Origin of the sequence: Streptomyces sp. NPDC102437, from assembly GCF_044765565.1 — a bacterium.
Taxonomy (GTDB): Bacteria; Actinomycetota; Actinomycetes; order Streptomycetales; family Streptomycetaceae; genus Streptomyces.
The window spans coordinates 278,305-298,029 of the sequence record NZ_JBIWKI010000001.1 but is presented as its reverse complement, the minus strand read 5'-3'; the positions used below and the strand labels follow the sequence as shown (position 1 = coordinate 298,029).

Annotated in this window: 14 protein-coding genes; 3 read left to right on the top strand and 11 right to left on the bottom strand. The window is 70.8% G+C overall.

Annotated elements, in window-relative coordinates:
* Positions 1 to 5: 5 nt before the first annotated feature.
* From ACIRJP_RS01310 to ACIRJP_RS01290, 5 genes are all read right to left on the bottom strand, one after another.
* The gene (locus ACIRJP_RS01310) at positions 6 to 980 is read right to left on the bottom strand and encodes an acetylxylan esterase (protein WP_404166942.1); all 975 of its coding nucleotides are present in this window, start codon (positions 978 to 980) and stop codon (positions 6 to 8) included.
* Positions 981 to 1,098: 118 nt separating this feature from the next.
* On the bottom strand, positions 1,099 to 3,891 hold the full coding sequence (locus ACIRJP_RS01305; RefSeq protein ID WP_404166941.1) for a hypothetical protein: 2,793 nt from the start codon (positions 3,889 to 3,891) through the stop codon (positions 1,099 to 1,101).
* 172 nt (positions 3,892 to 4,063) lie between these two features.
* Positions 4,064 to 4,987: a carbohydrate ABC transporter permease gene (locus ACIRJP_RS01300; protein ID WP_404166939.1), complete on the bottom strand. Its 924-nt coding sequence runs from the start codon at positions 4,985 to 4,987 to the stop codon at positions 4,064 to 4,066.
* Positions 4,987 to 6,018, bottom strand: coding sequence for a carbohydrate ABC transporter permease (locus ACIRJP_RS01295; RefSeq protein ID WP_404166937.1), 1,032 nt, complete (start codon positions 6,016 to 6,018; stop codon positions 4,987 to 4,989). The genes ACIRJP_RS01300 and ACIRJP_RS01295 overlap by 1 nt, the downstream gene beginning before the upstream one ends.
* A 109-nt stretch (positions 6,019 to 6,127) precedes the next feature.
* Complete coding sequence (locus ACIRJP_RS01290) at positions 6,128 to 7,510, bottom strand: extracellular solute-binding protein (RefSeq protein ID WP_404166935.1); 1,383 nt, start codon at positions 7,508 to 7,510, stop codon at positions 6,128 to 6,130.
* A gap of 229 nt (positions 7,511 to 7,739) precedes the next feature.
* On the opposite strand from ACIRJP_RS01290, the gene ACIRJP_RS01285 reads away from it, so the two are divergent.
* Entirely contained in the window at positions 7,740 to 9,545 is a 1,806-nt protein-coding gene (locus tag ACIRJP_RS01285) for a hypothetical protein (protein ID WP_404166933.1), read from the top strand.
* A 136-nt stretch (positions 9,546 to 9,681) separates the two neighbouring features.
* On the top strand, positions 9,682 to 10,812 hold the full coding sequence (locus tag ACIRJP_RS01280) for a PP2C family protein-serine/threonine phosphatase (RefSeq protein WP_404166931.1): 1,131 nt from the start codon (positions 9,682 to 9,684) through the stop codon (positions 10,810 to 10,812).
* Between the two features lie 19 nt (positions 10,813 to 10,831).
* On the opposite strand, the gene ACIRJP_RS01275 is transcribed toward ACIRJP_RS01280, so the two are convergent.
* The 6 genes from ACIRJP_RS01275 to ACIRJP_RS01250 form a co-directional block, all read right to left on the bottom strand.
* Positions 10,832 to 12,037 (bottom strand): aromatic acid exporter family protein, encoded by a 1,206-nt coding sequence (locus tag ACIRJP_RS01275; protein WP_404166929.1) that lies wholly within the window; start codon positions 12,035 to 12,037, stop codon positions 10,832 to 10,834.
* A gap of 82 nt (positions 12,038 to 12,119) precedes the next feature.
* Positions 12,120 to 13,265: a glycosyltransferase gene (locus ACIRJP_RS01270; RefSeq protein ID WP_404166928.1), complete on the bottom strand. Its 1,146-nt coding sequence runs from the start codon at positions 13,263 to 13,265 to the stop codon at positions 12,120 to 12,122.
* Between the two features lie 173 nt (positions 13,266 to 13,438).
* A complete protein-coding gene (locus tag ACIRJP_RS01265) occupies positions 13,439 to 14,809 on the bottom strand; it encodes an MFS transporter (RefSeq protein ID WP_404167623.1) in 1,371 nt (456 codons plus the stop codon).
* Positions 14,810 to 15,323: 514 nt separating this feature from the next.
* Positions 15,324 to 17,255: a molecular chaperone HtpG gene (gene htpG / locus ACIRJP_RS01260; RefSeq protein ID WP_404166926.1), complete on the bottom strand. Its 1,932-nt coding sequence runs from the start codon at positions 17,253 to 17,255 to the stop codon at positions 15,324 to 15,326.
* Between the two features lie 50 nt (positions 17,256 to 17,305).
* The gene (locus tag ACIRJP_RS01255) at positions 17,306 to 18,148 is read right to left on the bottom strand and encodes an SDR family NAD(P)-dependent oxidoreductase (RefSeq protein WP_404166924.1); all 843 of its coding nucleotides are present in this window, start codon (positions 18,146 to 18,148) and stop codon (positions 17,306 to 17,308) included.
* A 62-nt stretch (positions 18,149 to 18,210) separates the two neighbouring features.
* Positions 18,211 to 18,546, bottom strand: coding sequence for an SDR family oxidoreductase (locus tag ACIRJP_RS01250; RefSeq protein ID WP_404167621.1), 336 nt, complete (start codon positions 18,544 to 18,546; stop codon positions 18,211 to 18,213).
* Between ACIRJP_RS01250 and ACIRJP_RS01245 the strand changes: the two genes are divergently transcribed.
* Positions 18,517 to 19,704, top strand: a complete 1,188-nt coding sequence (locus ACIRJP_RS01245; protein WP_404166923.1) for a 2-oxo acid dehydrogenase subunit E2 — start codon at positions 18,517 to 18,519, stop codon at positions 19,702 to 19,704. The two genes, ACIRJP_RS01250 and ACIRJP_RS01245, sit on opposite strands and share 30 nt — an antisense overlap.
* Positions 19,705 to 19,725: the final 21 nt, after the last annotated feature.

Genomic DNA, 19,725 nt, shown 5'->3' with positions numbered 1-19,725 from the left:
GGGGTTCAGACCACGCTGTTCAACGCCTTCGGCACCCAGCGGAGCTGGGCGGCCTCCTGGAACATGGCACCGCCCTCGTGTCCGTTGAACGGGTAGACCTCGATCTCCTTCTCGCCGCAATAGGCGTTGTGGGCGGCGAAGACCGTGGACGGCGGGCAGACCTGGTCCATCAGCGCGACGGAGAAGAGCGCGGGGGCGGTGCCCCTCGCGGCGAAGGACACCCCGTCGAAGTACGACAGGGTGCGCAGGGCGTTCTCCTCCTTGCCGCGGTGCATCTTGAGGTAGCGGGCTATCTCCGCGTACGGGTTGGCATCGGTGAGGGTGACGGCCCGGCCGAAGTGGCAGAGGAACGGGACGTCGACGGCTATGGCGGCCAGGTCGGGAACGAGCGCGCCGACGGCGAGGGTGATGCCGCCGCCCTGGCTGCCGCCGAGCGCGACGGTGCGGGTGGGGTCGGCGAGCGGATGCGACCGGGCCGCTTCCACGGCGCGTACGGCGTCGGCGTGGACGCGGCGGTAGTAGTAGCTCTCCGGGTCCTCGATGCCCCGGGTCATGAAGCCCGCGTGGGAGGGGCCGGAGCCGACCGGGTCGGGGGTGTCGCCCACGTTGCCGCCGCTGCCCTGGCCGCGTACGTCCATGACGAAGTGGGCGAATCCGGCCATGGGCCACAGGCCCCAGCAGTGCGGAAGGCTGCGGCCGCCGTTGTAGCCGTGGAACTGGACGACGAGCGGGAGCGGGCCCTCGGCGTGCGCGGGGGCGGTGAACCAGCCCTTGACCGGGTGGCCGCCGAAGCCGGCGAACGTGACATCCCAGGTGCGTGTGCCGGTCAGCCCGGTCTCGACGGGTTCGAAGGAGACCGCGGGGTCGTGGGGGCGGGTCTCGGCGAGAGTCTTCGACCAGAAGGTGTCGAAGTCGTCCGGCTCGTCGATCTGCGGCCGGTAGGAGCGGAGTTCGGGCAGCGGCAGGTCGAACAGGGCCATGAGCTGGTCTCCTCACGTCGGGGCTCGGGACAGTGTGCCGCTCGGCTGCAGGGCACCGGGCGGCGGGGCCGGGCGCTGTCAGGTGCGCCCGGCCCCGCCCGTTCTGGGGGGGGGTGGATCAGTCGGTCAGCTGGACGGCCCGCAGGCCGGCTGCGCTCTTGGAGTTGTTGGCGATGGATCCGCCCCACTCCGACCAGCCGCGTGCCCGGCCGTCGTCGTCGCTGTCGTTGACGACGAAGCCGAGTCCGATGGACTCGGTGGGCTTGCCGGCGAGGCCGAGCGAGGCCCACGGCACCGTCACCGTGTAGCGGGTGGTGGTGCCGTCACGGGTGATCTGCGCGGTGGCGCCGGGGGTCGGCCCCGCGGACTGGCCGGAGGGCGCCCGCCAGGTGTGGACCTGCGGCTTGCCGCCCACGATCGAGGCGCCGAACTCGACGTACTGATTGCTGCGGCCCGGCACCTGGGGGGTGACGGCGAACTGGATGCTGTCGCCCTGCCACATGTTCTCGGCGGTGGTGGCGGGCTGTGCCAGGACGTTGTCCGTGATCGCGCCCTTGAGCACGAGCCCGGCGTCGGTGTACTGGGGCCGGACGGTGCCCGACAGGTCGGCCGCGCCGTTGTATCCGCCCTTGTAGCTCACCGAGCCGTCGGCGATGACGTCGACGGGGGTGGTGGTGTCGGTGCCGGCCGGCTGGACGGCACCCCAGCCGTTCCAGGCGCCCACCGCGGTCCTGGCGCCGTCGGGGGTGTTGATGTAGGCGGCCGTCCAGTAGCGCTTCCACTGCTTGATGTTGCGCGCGTCCACGGTGTACGAGGCGCTGGACCCGGCGCCGACCTCGATCGGCCCGTCGACGGTGCCCCGGTCCAGGTAGCTGGTGCCCTCGTTCACCTGCCAGTCCAGCTTGGTGAGTTCGAGCGGGCCCCGGACGCGGTTGTTGGTGACGGTCACCTTGAGGCCGGCCGCGAACGGGGCCGCCTTCTTCACCACCGGGTCGAAGGTGACCTGGGTGGGCGGCACCACCTCGGTGGCGGAGGTGAGGCGGGCGAGGTTCACCGGCCCGAGTCCGACCGTGCCGCTGACCGTGCGCGGGCCGGTGAGGGCCGAGGTGGGCAGCTCGATGGTCCGGCGGACGACCTTGCCGGGCTCGGCGGTGAGCCCGTACTTCTCACCGGCGATCCGGAAGTCGTAGCGCAGCGGAAGCGTCCGTCCCTTGGTGCCGTCCACCTGGAGCACCGCGTCGACGGTCTCCTCGGTGTTGGAGTGCTGCGGCAGCCGGAGCGAGAACACGGGGCCGCTCACGCTCTTGACCGCGCTCACCGCGCCCTTGACGTACAGCACCTTGCCGTCGATGCCCAGCTGCACCTTGCCGCCGACCGGGAGGTAGGTCTTGTCGTGGCCCATCTGGTCCGTGACGGTGACCGGGCCGGTGGCCGACAGTTCCGCCGTTCCCGGCGTCGCAGCCGTGGTGTACAGGGCCCGGACCGTGTTCGTTCCGGTGCCGAAGCGGTATGAGCGGACGTCGGCGGAACCGGCGTCGTCACGGCCCGCGTAGGCGCGGCCCGCGAGCTGCCGGATCAGCACGCCCTCGGTGACCACGGACGGCTTGGGCTGCCAGGCCTTGACATCCGCGGTGGGGCGCTTGAAGGCGCCGAAGTTGTGTTCCTTGTTGGTGGCATCGGTGCCGTCGTTGGTGAGGTCGTACCAGTAGTAGCGGTCGGCACCGGAGGCGAACGAGAAGATCTGGGCGCGCGGCACGTACGCGGCCTGCTTGGCCGGGGTGACACCGTCGCTGTGGGTCGGATAGCCGTTCTCGGTGATCCACAGCGGGAAGTCCTTGCCGCCCGCCGCGTCCAGGTCGGCGCGTACCTGCGGCAGCTTCTCCAGCGCGGTCTCGGGCGGGTTCGGGTAGCCGTAGTGGTGAACGCTGAGCGCGTTCATGTACTTGAGGCCGCCGATCGCGTACAGCCGCTTCAGCCAGTCGGTCTGGAGACCGGCCAGTCCGCCGCCGACCACGGTGGCGTCCGGGACCTTCGCGTGCACCTTGCCGTAGCTGGCCTGGAGCAGCTTGAGGTAGCAGTCGGCGGTGATCCCGCAGGTGCCGTTGTTGAAGCCGGTCGAGTTGTACTCGTTGTAGATCTCGATTTCCTTCGAGTACTGCTGGTACTTCTCCACGGCGGCGGCCGTGAACTTCCCGTACGCCTCCAGCGCCTCGTCGGACGCGGGCGTCCGGTTGCCGTCGTAATTGGCGTTGCGGTAACCGGAGATGGGCAGGGCGGTCAGCCCCTGCGACTTGGCGTACGGGATGTGCTGGTCGGTGGGGTAGGTGCTCCAGGAGTACGTGCCGGGGGTCTTCTCGATGGCTCCCCAGTTGATGTCGGAGCGGATGCCGTGCATGCCCATCAGCTTGACCGAGCGCAGCAGTTTCTGGTCGTCGCCCTCGTTCCATCCGTAGTGGATGCCCGTGCCGAAGCGGGCGTCCTGCTGTTCCTTGCCGGTCAGCGCGGTCAGTACGCCGAATCCGGCGGTGCGGGTGGTGGTGCCGGCGGTCGCCGTGAGTGTGTAGTAGCCGCTGCCGAGCGTGGTGACGTCGACGGTGGCCGTGCCGCCCGAGACCGGGGCGGTGCCCGACGCGACGGTCAGGCCCTGGTCGTCGATGGCCTTCCAGGCCACGGAGGCCTGGTCGGAGGTCAGGGTGATCCTCGCCTGTCCCTTGACGAAGATCAGGTCGGGCGAGGTGACGGTGAGGGTGCCGGCCGCGTGGGCGGCCGGGGCCGTGCCGGGCAGCGGAGCCGCCACCAGCAGACAGCCGAGCAGGGCGGCGGCGCCGCCCCATGCGGCGGGTCGCCGGGAGCGACCCCTTATTCTGGCCGGAGCCAGGGGACCTGGCCGGATCGTGCCGTTCTGTTCCATCGAGGCAACCTCTCGATCGGATCGGCGCGGTGCGTTTTCGGTGGTTCCCGGGTGGGGGTGTGCTCCGTCGGCTGTACCCCGGCGGAGCACACCGGCCCGTATGCCGTCGGCGCGCACCGCTGCCGCCGTCGGCCGGCGCGGACGGGTGTCCGGCGCCGGTGCCCGGGTGGTCTCATCCCTTGAGGCCGGTGAAGCCTCCGCCGCCGCGGACGATCTGCCGCTGGAAGATCAGGAACAGCACGACCGGGGGCAGGACGGCGAGCAGCATCCCGGCGATGAGCAGCGACTGTTCCGCCGTTTCCGCGAGGCGCGGCAGTGCGGCGGAGATGGGCTGCTTCTCGGTGTCCGGGATGACGATCAGCGGCCAGAGGAAGTCCTTCCAGGAGTTCATGACCGTCAGCAGGGTCACCACCGCGAGGATCGGCTTCGACATGGGCAGCACGATCCGGCGGAAGATGGTGAACGGCCCCGCCCCGTCGACCTTGGCGGCCTCGAAGAGTTCGCGGGGGATGCCGTCGAAGAACTTCATCACGATCAGCACGGTGAAGGCGCTGGCCGCGTGCGGCAGCCAGACGCCCCAGGGGGTGTTGGCGAGGGAGATGCCGAGGCCCGGCAGGTCGAGCACGGTGAGGTAGAGCGCCACCAGGGAGATGGAGCCGGGGATGAACAGGGTGGCGAGCACCATCCAGCGCACGGGCGCCGCCCACTTGGGGCGCAGCACGGACAGGACGTAGCCGCCGGTGGTGGCGACCACGAAGTGGGCGACGACCGAGCCGGTGACCAGGACCACGGTGTTCCAGAGGTACTGGCCGACCTGGAGTTCGCTCCAGGCCCGGGAGAGGTTCTCCCACTGCGTGTGGGCGGGCCAGAGCGCCAGCGGGTCGCGCAGCAGCTCCTGGGTCGGTGAGACGGCGCCCTTGAACGTCCAGTAGAGGGGCGCGGCTCCGAAGGCGAGCAGCAGGAGCGAGAGGGTCTGCACGGAGCGGAGCGAGAACCGTACGGAGGTGCGCCGCCGGTCGGCGCTGGAGATGAGTCCGCGTGCGTTCTCCTCGGAACGGCTGCCCCGGCGGGCGCGGAGGGGGGTCTGTACGGCCATCAGTTGCTCCAGCTCCTCGTCGCCCGCAGATAGATCGCCGAGAGCACACCGAGCACGAGGGCCAGCATCACACTGAGTGCGGTCGCGGCTCCGAAGTCGCCGTTCTGGAAGGCGTAGTTGTAGATCAGCATCAGGATGGTGAGAGTGGAGTCCTCCGGGCCGCCGTCTGTCATCACGAAGGGTTCGGTGAAGATCTGGAGGGTGCCGATGATCTGGAGCAGCAGCATGATCAGGACGACCCCGCGCAGTGACGGCAGGGTGATGTGCCAGACCCGGCGCCAGATGCCCGCGGCGTCGATCTCGGCGGCCTCGTAGAGTTCGGTCGGCACGGAGCCGAGCGCTGCCAGATAGATGATGACCGTGGAGCCGAAGCCGGCCCAAGTGGCTTCCAGCACGATCGACAGCATCGCGGTGTCGGTGGACTGGAGCCACGGGTACGGGCCGAGGCCCACATGGGCCAGCAGTTGGTTGAACAGCCCGGCGTCCGGGTCGTAGAACACCTTCCACAGCAGCACCGACACGACCGGCGGGATCGCCACCGGAAGGTAGGCGAGGATCCGGAACACGGTTCCGCCGCGCCGGAGTTCGGAGATCAGCACGGCGAGGAAGAGTGGTACCGGGAAGCCGATCAACAGGGCGAGGACGGCGAACAGCGCGGTGTTCTTCACGGCCTTCCACAGCAGCGGGTCGTCCAGCACATGCCGGAAGTTGTCCAGACCCACCCAGGTGGCGGGGTCGACCAGATTGGTCTGCTGGAAACTGAGCTGCACGCTCTGGACGATCGGCCACCACGAGAAGTAGGCGAAGCACAGCACCATCGGCAGGCCGAACAGGATGGTGGTGACACCCCCTTGCCTGACCCAGCGGACGAAACGTTCCGCCGGGCCGCTGCGGTACGGGGAGGCGGTGGGCGGCGGCCCGTCGGGGGTCCGCGGCCGGGCTGCGGAGGGGTCGGCGGAACGTTGTTTCCTCGTCCGGTCCTTCCGGGTGCGCTTCCCGGCGGGCGCCGCAGGCGCTTGCGACCTGCTCATTGACGTCTCCTCGCCTCTCCTCGTGCTGTGCTCACTGCCTGATGGACCGGACGCTGGGCCGCGGGGCGGGCTGCCAGGGCCTGTCCGACCCTGATCCGCCGGACAGGCCCTAGTTCTGCGCCCGCTCCACCTGGGACTTGACCTGCGCCGCGGCCTTCTTCAGCTGCTCCGCCGGGTCGGCGTCCTCGCGGGTCAGTACGGCCTGTACGGCGCTGTCAAGGGCCTTGTAGACGTTCTGCGCCTCGACGGGCGGCTCGATGGCCAGTTCGTAGTCGCCGAGCGTGCTGCTGTACGGGGCGAAGTTCCCGACCGGCACGTTGGCCTGCTTGTCGACCGCGGCCTGGACCGGATCGGCGATGGCCGGCTTGTAGAACGGCACGGTCGGCACACCGATGGCGGCACCGTCCTTCTTCTTGGCCACCGCGTCCTTCTCGGCGAGCCCGGCGTCGTACTTGGTGGACAGGTAGTAGAAGTCGATGAACTTCGCCGCGGCCTCGCGCTGCTGCCCGGTGGCCCTGGGGCTGATCACCGCGATGGTGCCGCCGGCCAGGGTCCGCTTGCTGGTGCCGTCGACCGGCATGGCGCCGAGGCCGATGGTCTTCGGGTCGCCCTTGTACTGCTGGATGTAGTGGCCGACCATGCTCGGTCCGGCGATCGTCATGCCGATCTTCCCGGCGGAGAAGTCCTTCTCCATGTCGGTGATGTTGCGCAGTTGGTTCTTGCCCATCGAGTCGTCCGTCCAGCGCATCTCCTTCAGTGCCTTCAGTGACTTCTCGGCGCCGCTGCCGGGGCGGTCGAAGCTGTTGGCCCACTTGCCGCCGGACTCCTCCTGCATGCTGTCGCCGAAGGAGTACGCCATCGCGGTGAGCATCCAGCCGCCGGTGTTCTCCTTGGTCATCTGCGCGTATCCGGTGGCGTCGGTCTTCTCGGAGATCGCCTTGGCCGCCGTACGGACCTCCGACCAGCTGGTCGGCGGCTTGTCCGGGTCGAGTCCGGCCTTCTCGAACAGGACCCGGTTGTAGACCAGGCCGAGGGCGTACTCCTCGGTGGGGATGCCGTACAGCTTGCCGTCCACGCCCTTCGCGGGCCCGAGGGCGACGTCGTTGAAGTCCTCGCTGTGCTTCAGCGTCTTGAACTCCGAGGAGAGATCGGCGATCTGCCTGCGCTTGATCAGGCCAGACATCTCGGTCAGCGGCACCCGTACGACCGTCTCCAGACTGCCGCCGCCCACCTTGGTCTGGAAGCTCTGCTGGTCGTACTGGTACTCGTTCGTCCTGATCTTGATCTTCGGGTTCGCCTTCTGGAACTCCGCGACCCGCGCGTCGAACGTCTTGAGCGCGGCCGCGTTGGTGGCGGGCGGGCGCCCGGAGACGGTGATCGTCACCGTGCCGTCGGCGGCCGTGTCGCTGCCGGAACCAGAACACGAGGCAAGCACGCAGACGAGCGCACCCGCCGTGACGCCCGTCAGGGCGATGCGCAGGGAGGGTCTCATCGGGGACTCCATTCAGGGGCAGACCGGAAACCGGCTGGAAAGCGTTTTCCAGCCGGGGTCACCTTGCACCGCCCGATATCGTCGCGTCAATGGGTTCGGGGAGGGCATCCGCCCCGGAGCCCAACGAATGCCCCTTGCCGCGAGGTAGACGTCGGCCTAGCCTCTGGAAAACGTTTCCCGAGCGTTTCCCAAGATCGTCGGTCCGACGATCGCGAGCTGGAGGACATCCGTGCACCCTGCCTGGTCGGCCGCCGAGTACGACCGCGCCCTGCTTCGAGCAGCCCTGGCCGAGGGCGACCGCTGCTGGGACTCCGAGGCGAACCTGCTGGAGGTCGAAGCCCCGTACAACCCGATCCACACCCACATCAAGGGCGGTCTCGCACACCCCACGCGCAACTCCCTGCACTACGCCCTCCTTCTGCTGGAACGGGGCGGCGAGGGCGACGCCGAGCGCGCCCACGCCGTGATCCGGCGGATCGCCGGGCTCCAGGACCGGTCGCCGGAGAAGGCCACCTACGGGATCTGGGGCTACTACGCCGAGGAAACGGCGGCCGAGATGGACCCGGCCGACTGGAACTGGGCGGACTTCCTCGGCATCGCCCTGCTGCTGGTGGATGCCCGCCACGGCGACGGTCTGCCGGCCGACGTGCGGCAGGAACTGCGGGAGTCGCTGCGGCACGCGGCCGCGTCGATCGTCCGCAGGAACGTGCATCTGACGTACACCAACGTCGCCGTCATGGGCACCTTCGTGACACTCGCCGCCGGGAAGCTCCTCGGCGACGAGAAGCTGTTCACGTACGGCAAGGACCGCATGGTGCGGCTCTCGCGGGCCATCGACGGCACCGGCAGCTTCACCGAGTTCAACAGCCCGTCCTACTGGGGCGTAGTGCTCCAGACCCTGACCCTGATCAGGGAGCACGTCGACGACGCGGAGGTGCTGAAGCTCAACGACCGGCTGCACGACCGGCTCTGGCTGCACTTCCTGGCCCGCTGGCACCCGCCGACCCGCCAGCTCTCCGGCCCGATGGCCCGCTGTTACAGCAACGACCTGGGGGTGCCGCCGTTCCTGGCGAAGGCGGTGCGCGGGGAGCTCGGCGCGCCGGTGCCCAGCCCGGTCCGGGGCGAGATGGCGACCGGGGTGGATTCCTGCGTGGACTACCGGATGCCCGACTGGGTCCTGCCCCGGTTGCGGGAGCTGGCGGGCGAGCACGAGCACCGGGAGCTGTTCACCGGGACCCCGTACCCGGAGACGGGCACCACCTGGCTGGACGCGGTCACCACGCTGGGCAGCGTGAACCACCAGGACACCTGGCTGCAGCGGCGTCCGCTGTTCGGCCACTGGGTCCGCCCGGACGGAACCTCCGGGCATCTGCACGTCCATCTGATGAAGGACGACGGAGCCGAGGACTTCGATTTCGCCTCGGGCGTGCTCTCCACCGTGCAGAGCGGTCCGCACGTCGCCTGGCTGGCGGGGTTCGCCTGCCCGGCGGGCGACCGGCACCACCACCTCGACATGATCGAACCGGGCGACCGGTTCCGGGCGCGTTCGCTACGGCTGGTGGTGGACGCGATCGGCGCGCCGCCTGTGGCGGAACCGGCCACGGTCGACGGCGGGCTCGAACTCGACCTGGGCACGGCCCGGCTGGACTTCAGGCTGGCCGGCGGTGCGTTCGGCGGCCGTACGCCGACAGCCCGGCTGGTGCCGCGCGCCGACGGGGTTCGGATCGAAGTGGTGCTCTACGAGAGCGCGACCCCGGCCGAGCTGGACTGGGCGGCGCTCGGCGACACCTTCGCGGCGGGGACCCTGTCCCTGGTGCCGTCCGGCGCGCGGCGGGGTGCGCAGCCCGGCCCCGAGGTGGCGGTGGCCGGTGACCACGCCGAGGTGCGGTGGACGACCCCGCAGGGGCGCCGGCTCACGGTGCGCGGCGGCCGGTCGGTCGTCTCCCGCGAGGAGCACGCCGCGCTGCACTCCGCGACGCTGGACGGCGCGGCACCGCCGTCGCCCCGCCTCTCGGATGCGCTGCTCGTTCCGTAGGACACCGGACACGGCCGGCCGCGCGGGCAGCCCGCGGCCGGCCGGGCGGCGCCGCGGCGCGCGCGTTCAGCCGGCCGGGCCGGTGGTCACCGGCGCACGAGGGGCGGGAACGGACCGGGTGAGGTATCCCGGAAGCATGGCTTTCCCGCGCTTCCTGGAGTCGGTCATCAAGCCCCGAAGGCGCAGGAACGCGCTCCTGGCGATGCCGTTCGCACTGATCGCCGTCGTCACGGTGGTCGACCTGCTCGCACCGCCGGATGTCCATCTCGGTCCGTTCCTGGTGGCCGCGCCCGCGCTGGCCGCCTCGTTCACCGGGCCGCGCATGACCGCCTTCGTCGGCGTGGTCGCCGTGCTGGCGCAGTTCCTGGTGGCCGCGCGCACCGGTCTCATCGACCTCAACCACACCTACCAGATCGTCGCGCTCGTACTGATCTCCGTCTGCGTCACCTTCTACGCCCACCTGAGAGTCCGCAGCGAGCGGGCCGTGACCCAGCTGCGTTCGGTGGCCGAGGCCGCACAGCACGTGGTGCTGCGCCCGCTGCCCGGACGGAGCGGCCCCCTTCGTATCTCGTCGGTCTATCTGGCGGCGGAGGAGGAGGCGCAGATCGGCGGCGACCTGTACGCCGCCGCCCGCACCATGGGAGGCACCCGGGTGATCGTCGGCGATGTACGCGGCAAGGGGCTCGCCGCGATCGGCGAGGCGGCGAGCGTCCTGGGCGCCTTCCACGCTCTCTCCCGCCAGCGGTGGACACTGACCGAACTGGTGGCCCAGCTGGAGACGAGCATCGCGCCGTGCCCCGACGGCACGGCCGAGGCGGGCGCGGGCGGGCAGGACGACCCGGACCTCGCGGAGTCGTTCGTCACCGCGGCCGTGCTCGACATCCCCGACAACGCCGCCGAGATCCGCCTGGTCAGCTGCGGTCATCCACCGCCGCTCCTGCTGCGGGCGGGTGAGGCGATCCCGCTCGATGTCCGGACGCCGGCCCCGCCGCTCGGTCTGACCCACCTGGTGATCACCGAACCCACGGCGGAGACGTTCCGCTTCGAGGCCGGTGACACCCTGCTCCTGTACACCGACGGCGTCATCGAGTCCCGGGACCGGTCGGGGCGCTTCTATCCGCTGCGGGAACGGGCCGCTCCGCGGTCCGGCATGGGCCCCGAAGCCCTGCTGGAGGCCCTGTGCGCCGACCTGTTGCGGCACGCGGGCGGCAGCCTGGGGGACGACGCCGCGCTGGTCGCCATCGAACGCCTGCCGGCCTCCGGATGATGTCCCCGGCTTCGCCGCCTCAGCTCCGCCCGGTGCCGAGGCGGCGTGAAACGGAGCGCAGCCAGGGGTGGCGTTCGTGGAGCTGGGCGGAGCGCCGGTCGAGCTCCTTGCCCAGGCGTTCCGTGCGCTTGTCGATGTCCAGTTCGTCCAGGATCCGGTCCACCTCGGCGAGCAGCGCGCCGTGCAACTGCCACTGTCTGGGACGTTCCTGGATGTCTTCGAGAAGCAGATCGGCCACCCGGTCCCGGGTCGCGCGGCTGACGGCGAGCGCGTGTGCCAGCGCTGCCTCCGCCTCCTCGGCGTTCTCCGCGAGCGGGGTGGTGATCAGCTCCGAGAAGCTCTCGACGGCACCGGCCAGCTGCCCGAACAGCTCCGTCAGCAACTCCGCGACATCGGTGGGGAACAGTGTTTCGTCGGTGCGCGCCTTGGCCAGGTCGGTCAGCGTGCGCGACAGGACCCGCAGCACCACGGCGCAGATCTCCAGGGTGTCCAGACCGGTGCGGAGCACGACCCGATACAGCAGTCCCTGCCGGACGCGCGGATTGAGCGTGAGGCTGTCCTCCGCCTGCCGCAGCGAGGCATCGACCTCCACGATGTCGTGGTCGAGGCGGCGGGCCGCGTGGAGCCGGTCGGCCGCCTGCTCGACGGAGATGTGTCCGCCCACGTCGGCTGCCGTCGCGCGGAGCATCTCCCCCATCTGACGCGCCAGACCATCGATGGAGGCGCCCGCGGGCTGCACCCAGACGGGAGGCGCCAGAAGCAGGTTGAAGAGCAGCCCCACGCCCGCACCGATCAGGGTCTCCAGCACTCGGTCCCAGGCGGTCGACGCGACCTGCGAGACACCCAGCACAAGCATGGCGCTGATCGCCACCTCGGGCACGAACTCGCCCACGCGCACCAGCCGCCCGATGATCAGCGACACGAAGATCGTCAGCCCGAGACTCCACCAGTTGAGACCCACCAGCGCGGTGAACGCGATGGCGATGAGCACCCCGACCACGACGGAGTTCACCCGGCGGATCCCCGTCGTGAGGGTCGCGTAGAGGGTGACCTGCACGACGAGGAGCGCGGTGAGCGGGGCCGTGAGCGGTGCGGGATGCGGCAGGGCCCACACCGCCACGACATACGCGATGACGGCGGCCGCCGTGGAGCGCAGGGTCTGCGCTCCGACGGGCTCGGTCGTCCGACGGACGAGCTCGATCACGGGTGCGGATACTCGTGCCATCTCCTTCCCATGCCCGCCCCTGCGCGACTCGGGCATCCCCGTGCGGCGACACCCTCCGTACGGAGGACGCCCGCTGCCGGAGTCACGGTGCGAGGGTGGCGAGCAGTTCCGCGACCGCGGCGGTGGACCGCATCTCGTCGGCCAGGCGCTCGGCACCGGCACGGTAGGAGGGTTCCTCGAGGACCAGTTCGGTGGCCGCTCGGACGGCCCGTACGTCGTCGGCGCCCAGCACCGCCGCCTCGTCCGCCGGGCCGCCGGCCGGGGTGACGGCCGTCCCCGCCCCCGCGTCGGCCACCAGCCGGGCGTTCACCGGCTGGTCCGCGAAGAGCGGGACGCAGACCAGCGGGACACCGGCCGCCAGGGCGCCGAACACCGTCCCGGAGCCGCCGTGGCAGACCACCAGGGACGCACTGCGCAGCACGTCCGCCTGCGGCACCCACTGCTCCACATGGACCTGGGACGGCAGCGGTCCGAGGTCCGCCGCCTCGACGAGGTGGCCCGTGGTGAGCAGTACCCGCACCGGCAGTTCGCTCACCGCCTCGACGAGCGCCCGGTACAGGCCGACCGCGGTCGGCATCGCGCCCGCCTCGGTGCCCAGGGTGAGATGGACCAGCGGTTCCGCCGCTCCGCCCCACCGGTCCGGCAGCGCACCCGGCCGGGGGGTTTCGTGGTAGCGGTGGGTCGCGGCGTACGACGAGGGGTCCAGGGAAGCCGGCAGGCGGGTCAGATACGGGGTGGCGAGGAGACGTTCCGTGATGCCCGTTCCGTACGGGGCGAAGACGGGCGCGAGCAGGGTGTCGGTGGACCGGGTGAACCGCGCGGCCGAGACCGCGACCCGGAGCCGCGGGATGCCCTGGCGCTCGGTGGCCACCACCGACGCGAACTCGTACGCCTCGTGCACGACGAGGTCGGGCCGCCAGTCGCGGCACGCCTTCTCCAGCGCGGGAAGCATCGCGGCGATCCCGAGCCGGCCGAACACCTCCGTGACCATCATCGCGACACCGTCGTCCGCAGGCAGTGCCAGCACGGGCCCCATGGCCCGCGCGATCTCCTCCTGGGGCGGTTCCGCGCCGATGCGGTAGGGCTGTTTCCGGGTCGCCAGTAACGATTCGAGTGCCGGTGGAGCGACGACGAGGACGTCGTCGCCCCGCGCCGTGCAGGCGTCGATGAGGGGGATGAGCGGGTGGAAGTGGCCCGGTCCGCGGGTCGAGGCGAAAAGTACACGCATGGGACTGAGCCTAGGGATGTCCGACTGCCGCCCGCAGGAACGGTTTCCGCCTGATTGTGCGCGTTACCGGCGCGTTTTTGACGGTCGTGCGCCGCGGCCTTCCGGCACCCCGCATCCGGTTCCTGCCGTTCGGTTCGCGCCGGATCCGTCCGCCCCGGCCCGGCACGCCCGGCTCACGCGCCGCGGGCCCGGCCCGCGAGCACGACGGCCAGGATTCCGGGCACGAGCAGCAGCCCGAAGGCGGCGGCGTAGCCGATGTGGTCGTTGGATCCGCCGCCCAGGAAGGCGTTGAAGACGGCGGAGGCGACGCCCAGAACCAGGATCTGGCCCAGGTTCTGGGTGGTCTGCATCGCGCTGCTGGCGTAGCCCTGGCGGCCGGCCGGGGCGTGGGCGAGAGACAGCACCGTGAGGGACGGGGCGAGCAGGCCCATGCCGACGGCCGCGACGACCATCGAGGACGCGGCGGTGATCGCCGGAATCCCGGGCAACGACCCGACGGAGGCGATCACGATCGCCACCACCTGCACCAACGCCCCGACCACGACCAGGCGGTGACGGGGCGTCCGCTCGGGCAGCCGGCCCTGCACCCAGGAGGAGGCGGCCCACGCCAAGGCGGCGCCGGTGAAGGCCAGACCTGTCACCACGGGGGCCACGTCCCGGCCGGTGACCAGCATCAGCGGCACGAACGCCTCCAGCGTGAAGAACACCCCCGAGCTCAGCCCGCGCAGCAGTACCGTGGCCGGCAGACCGCGCGCGGCACGCCAGGTGCCCGCCGGCAGCAGTCGGAAGGCGAACAGCACCATCAGCGCGAGTCCCGCCACCGCGAACAGCAGATGGCGCGTGTCCCAGCCCGAAACCCCGTACTGGCCCAGCGCGGCACCCACGCTCACCGCCACCGCGATCGTCAGGGCGGGGCGCGGGGTCCGCCCCTTCGGCAACACGGGCGCCGCCTTCCAGGAACGGCCGTTCAGCAGGGCCACGACCGCCAGCGCCGGAAGCGCCGTGAGCGCCGCCAGGCCGTAGAAGACCGCACGCCAGGACCACCACTCGGCCACCAGCCCGGCCAGCGGAGGTCCGACCAGTGACGGAATGATCCAGCAGGCGCTCATCAGCGCCAGGGCGCGCGGCTGGAGCCGCTCGGGGTACGCCTGGCCGATCGCGGTGTTGATCGCCACCGCGACCATCCCGCCCGCCACGCCGTCCACGAAGCGCCCGGCGGCCAGTTGCCAGATCGAGGTGCTGCTCGCCGAGACCAGCAGGGTGACCACGGCCAGCACCATGCCCGCCGCCAGCGGACGGTTCGCCCCCGCCCGGTCGGCCCAGTGACCGCCCAGTACGCCGCCCAGCAGGCTCGCGGCCACGAAACAGCCCGCCACCAGCGGGAAGAGCGACACCCCGTCCAGATCCCGGGCGGCTGTCGGGAGCGTGGGCACCACGGCCAGTGCGGCGAGGCCGGTCAGGAACATCACCGCGGCGAAGCTTGAGGTGGCCGCCGCGTACGTCCGGGTGAAAATGCCTTCGGCGGCTTCGGAACCCAGGGGCAAAAGGCCGGCTGTCGTGGTCCGGCAGCCGCCCTCCGCGGTGGCCGGTTGCGCGGACGTCGTACGCGGTTCGCGCGAGGGACTCTTCGGGGCGTCGGTCACAGGCGCCCAAGCTATGTCGGCCGCTTGGGCGCGTGCCACTTGTTTTCCGCGCACACCATCGCCGCGGAAGCCGCCCGGGGCACGGACCTGCCGCCACCGCGGGGTCCTCCCCCGGCGGCCGGGAAGCGGACCGGAGCGCCGGGGAAGGGGCCGGCCCTCGGAGGGCCGGGGCGCAACCGGGCCACTGCCCGTACTTTGATACTCGCCCCGGACCGCGTGATGCGCATCCTGGTGCGAGCCGCCCGGCCCTGCTCGTGGACGCGATCACCGCCACTCGGGGCCCGGCCCCGTTGCGGCCGGCCGGTGAACGCACCGGTGCGGCCGGTGGGCCGTGCCCCGGCCGTGCGGGGCACGGCCCACCGTGAAGCGTCGGCCGCTGTGCCGCTGTCGGCGTGGATTCACCGACAGCGGGCGGTCACAGGGTGCGTTCGAGACGGTCCGCCATCAGCCTGACGAAGCGCGACGGGTCGCTCAGTTCGCCGCCCTCGGCCAGCAGCGCCAGGTCGTGGAGCAGTTCGGCCGTCTCCTGGAGTCCGGCGCCGTCGTCCTCGCCGCGTTCGGCGTGAGCCCGGTTGAGGCCGCTGACCAGCGCGTGCTCCGGGTTGAGTTCGAGGATGCGCTTGACCTCGGGAACGGGCTGGCCCATGGCGCGGTACATGTTCTCCAGGGCCGGCGTCAGGTCGTGCGTGTCCGAGACGATGCAGGCGGGCGAGACGGTGAGACGCGAGGAGAGCCGTACTTCCTTGACGGTGCCGCTCAGATGGTCCGTCATCCAGCCGAGCAGATCCGCGTACTCCTGCTGCCGGCCCTCGCGCTCGGTCGCGGCCTCCTTCTTCTCCTCCTCGGTCCCGAGGTCGACCTCGCCCTTGGCAACGGACCGCAGCTTCTTGCCGTCGAACTCCGGCTCCGCCTCGACCCACACCTCGTCGACGGGGTCGGTCAGCAGCAGCACCTCGACGCCCTTGGCGCGGAACGCCTCCATGTGCGGGGAGTTCTCGACGGCCTGACGGGACTCGCCCGTCACGTAGAAGATGTGTTCCTGGCCGTCCTTCATCCGTTCCACGTACTGCCGCAGCGTGGTCGGCTCGTCCTTGTCGTGGGTGGTGGCGAAGGACGCGATGCCGAGGATGGTCTCGCGGTTCTCGAAGTCGCTCAGCAGCCCTTCCTTGACGACCCGGCCGAACTCCCGCCAGAACGTGGCGTACCGCTCCGGCTCGGCGGTCATCATGTCCTTGACCGTCGACAGCACCTTCTTCGCCAGCCGCCGGTGCATCAGCTGGATCTGGCGGTCCTGCTGGAGGATCTCCCGCGACACGTTGAGCGACAGGTCCTGCGCGTCGACGACACCCTTGACGAAGCGCAGGTACGGCGGCATCAGTGCTTCGCAGTCGTCCATGATGAAGACGCGCTTCACATAGAGCTGGATGCCGCGCTGGTACCCCTGCATGAAGAGGTCCTGGGGCGCGTGCGACGGGATGAAGAGCAGTGCCTGGTACTCGAAGGTGCCTTCCGCCTGGAGACGGATGGTCTCCAACGGGGCACTCCAGTCGTGACTGATGTGCTTGTACAGCTCGTGGTACTCGTCGTCGGTCACCTCGTCGCGCGAACGCGCCCACAGAGCCTTCATCGAGTTGAGCGTCTCGGGCTCGCGCGGGGCGTCGTCGGCTCCTTCCTCGCCATCCGCGCCCTCCGCGGCTTCGGGAACCATCCGGACCGGCCAGGTGATGAAGTCCGAATACCTCTTGACGATCTCCCTGATCTTCCACGGGGAGACGTAGTCGTGCAGCTGGTCGTCGGTGTCCTCCGGCTTGAGCCGGAGCGTGACGGAGGTTCCCTGGGGAGCGCTGTCGACGGTCTCGATCGTGTACGTGCCCTCGCCGGAGGACGTCCACCGGGTGCCCTGGCTCTCGCCCGCGCGCCGGGTCAGCAGCGTGACCTCGTCGGCCACCATGAAGCTGGAGTAGAACCCGACGCCGAACTGACCGATCAGGCCGTCGGCCGCGGCGTTCTCCTCGGCCTCCTTGAGCTCCCGCAGGAACTTCGCGGTGCCCGAGTTCGCGATGGTCCCGATGAGCTGGACCACTTCGTCGTGAGACATACCGATGCCGTTGTCCCGCACGGTCAGCGTGCGGGCCTGCCGGTCGGTCTCGATGGCGATGTGGAGATCGGACACATCCGCGTCGAGCGAGTCCTCGCGCAGTGCTTCGAGCCGCAGCTTGTCGAGCGCGTCGGAGGCGTTGGAGACGAGTTCACGCAGGAACACGTCCTTGTTCGAGTAGATCGAGTGGATCATCATCTGCAGAAGCTGGCGCGCTTCCACCTGAAACTCGAACGTCTCAGTGGGCATAATCCGTGATTCCTTCTCAGGTCCGCGGTACGGAAATCGGCCTGAGTACTTTAGATCAGTCGGCCGCATCGGCGCCGCCCTGCCTCCGATCGGGCCGGTGCCACCGCGTAGCCGTCGGCCGTCCAGCCGCCGTCGCTGACCATCACCTGCCCCGTGATGTTCGCGGACACCCCGGAGGACAGGAACAGGGCGAGATGTGCGATGTCCTCGGGGCTGCCGAGGCGGCCGCGCGGGGTGCGGCGGCGCAGCGCCCCGGTGTCCAGGCGGCCGGCGTCGGAGAGCCTGGTCAGCAGGTCGGTCTCGACGTACCCCGGTGCGAGCGCGTTGACCCGGAGGCCGAACGGGGCCCACTCGACGGCCAGGACCTTGGTGAGGGAGGCGACGGCCGCCTTGGTCGCGCAGTACGCCGCGCGCTCGGGCCCGGCCGTCACTCCGTACATCGACGAGGTGGTCAGGATGACGCCCCCGTCGCCCTCGCGCATGATGCGGGCGGCGGCACGTGCGCAGACGAAGACCCCGGTGAGGTTGACGTCCAACGCAGTGTTCCAGCGGTCGAGTTCGAGATCGAGGGACGGCGCGTTGGCGGACACTCCGGCGTTGGCGACCATGACGGACAGCTCTCCCGTCCGGGCGGTGAAGTCGGTCAGCGCCGCCGTCACGGCGTCCTGGTCGCTGACCGGAGCGGTGGCCGTCGCGATCACCTGGCCGGGGTGGCGCGCCTCCATCGCGGGGCGCACCCGGTCCAGTTCGTCGCCGTCGATGTCGAGCAGCAGCACATGGCATCCGGCGTGCGCGAAGGCGTCGGCCATCGCGAGTCCCAGGCCGCGGGCGGCGCCGGTGACGCATACGGAGCCGCCGCTCAGGTCCGGGTAGATCGCCGCTTCGGTCGTCATGTCCTGTTCCGTTCCGTTCCCACTCGCACTGCCGCTCTCCTCATCGGTGTTCTTCTTCCTGCTCAGATCATGTGCATGCCGCCGTTCACATGGATGACCTCGCCCTGTACGAAGCTCGCCGCGGGCGAGCAGAGGAAGGTGACGACGGAGGCCACTTCCTCCGGCCTGCCCAGGCGGCCCAGCGGGGTGGTGGCGAGAGCGGTGTCGCCGCGGTCGGCGACGTAGTCGCGGGTCATGGGGGTCTCGATGATGCCGGGCGAGACCATGTTGATCCGTGCCCTGGAGCCGAGTTCCCAGGCGAGGCTGCGGGAGAAGGCGAGCAGCGCGCCCTTCGTCGCCGCGTAGTGCGCGTGCCGGACGCTGCCGCGGTGACCGGCCATGGAGGTCAGATTGACGATGCTGCCGCCCTCGTTGAGGTGGGGCAGTACGGCGCGGGTGAGGTAGAAGACGCTGTCGCTGACCCGATCGCCGTGCTCGGCGCCGTCGGCGAGCAGGCCGGTGACCTCGACGCACTGCTGGCGGAGCTCGGTGTCGGCGTCGCCGCGCGAGGCGAGGCCCGGCAGGCGGTGCGCCGCGACGTACCGGAAGAGCCTGTGGCGCGGCCCGCGGCGCCGCCGGCGTCCGGTGGGCCGGATCGCGGCGGGCGGATCTTCAGCAGTCCGCTGGCGCGCAGGCTGGCCCGGGAGGCGGGCCTCGGCATCGAGACCCTCAGCGGCACCGGGCCCGGCGGACGCGTCGTCCGGCGTGACGTCGAGGCGGCTGTCGCGGCGCGGCGGACGCAGGCGACTCAGCCGCCCGCGACTCCGGCCCCCCTGGCTGCCGCCCCCGTGCCGCAGCCCGCCGCACCCGGCGCGCCCGCCGCGCCGGCCGGCACCGGCGACTACGAGGACATCCCGCACACCCGGATGCGCCGGGCCATCGCCAGGCGCCTGACGGAGAGCAAGCAGCAGACCCCGCACTTCTGTCTCCGGGCGACCTGCGCCGTGGACGAGCTGCTCGCCCTGCGGCAGCGGATCAACGCCGTCAGCCCGGTCAAGGTCTCGGTCAACGACCTGCTGATCAAGGCCGTCGCCACGGCACACACCCAGGTGCCCGAGATGAACGCGGTGTGGCAGCCGGAAGCCGTCCGCCGGTTCCGTTCCGTCGACGTCTCGGTCGCCATCGCCACCGACACGGGCCTGGTGACGCCGGTGCTGCGCGGGATCGAGAACCTGTCGGTGTCGGCGATCGCCACGCGGACCCGTGCGTTCGCGGAGCAGGCGCGCTCCGGGGCACTGCGCCCCGCCGACTTCGAAGGCGGCTCGATCACCGTGTCGAACCTCGGCATGTACGGGGTCGAGGAGTTCGCCGCCATCATCAACCCGCCGCAGGCCGCGATCCTGGCCATCGGCGCCGCACGCGACGAGGCGGTGGTCCGCGACGGTGCGGTCACCGCGGCGAAGGTGCTGGGTGTGGTCCTGTCCGTGGACCACCGTCCGGTGGACGGCGCTGTGGCGGCGCGCTGGCTCACGGCCTTCACGGAGGCCGTCCAGAACCCGGTCCGGCTCGTCGTCTGAACCCACCCCGGCGGGGGGGGG

Excerpts from the sequence above, each read along its gene's own strand:
- htpG (WP_404166926.1), bottom strand. The coding sequence starts at position 17,255 with ATGCCCACTGAGACGTTCGAGTTTCAGGTGGAAGCGCGCCAGCTTCTG.
- ACIRJP_RS01280 (WP_404166931.1), top strand. The coding sequence starts at position 9,682 with ATGGCTTTCCCGCGCTTCCTGGAGTCGGTCATCAAGCCCCGAAGGCGC.
- ACIRJP_RS01300 (WP_404166939.1), bottom strand. The coding sequence starts at position 4,987 with ATGGCCGTACAGACCCCCCTCCGCGCCCGCCGGGGCAGCCGTTCCGAG.
- ACIRJP_RS01305 (WP_404166941.1), bottom strand. The coding sequence starts at position 3,891 with ATGGAACAGAACGGCACGATCCGGCCAGGTCCCCTGGCTCCGGCCAGA.
- ACIRJP_RS01310 (WP_404166942.1), bottom strand. The coding sequence starts at position 980 with ATGGCCCTGTTCGACCTGCCGCTGCCCGAACTCCGCTCCTACCGGCCG.
- ACIRJP_RS01290 (WP_404166935.1), bottom strand. The coding sequence starts at position 7,510 with ATGAGACCCTCCCTGCGCATCGCCCTGACGGGCGTCACGGCGGGTGCG.
- ACIRJP_RS01275 (WP_404166929.1), bottom strand. The coding sequence starts at position 12,037 with ATGGCACGAGTATCCGCACCCGTGATCGAGCTCGTCCGTCGGACGACC.
- ACIRJP_RS01270 (WP_404166928.1), bottom strand. The coding sequence starts at position 13,265 with ATGCGTGTACTTTTCGCCTCGACCCGCGGACCGGGCCACTTCCACCCG.
- ACIRJP_RS01255 (WP_404166924.1), bottom strand. The coding sequence starts at position 18,148 with ATGACGACCGAAGCGGCGATCTACCCGGACCTGAGCGGCGGCTCCGTA.
- ACIRJP_RS01295 (WP_404166937.1), bottom strand. The coding sequence starts at position 6,018 with ATGAGCAGGTCGCAAGCGCCTGCGGCGCCCGCCGGGAAGCGCACCCGG.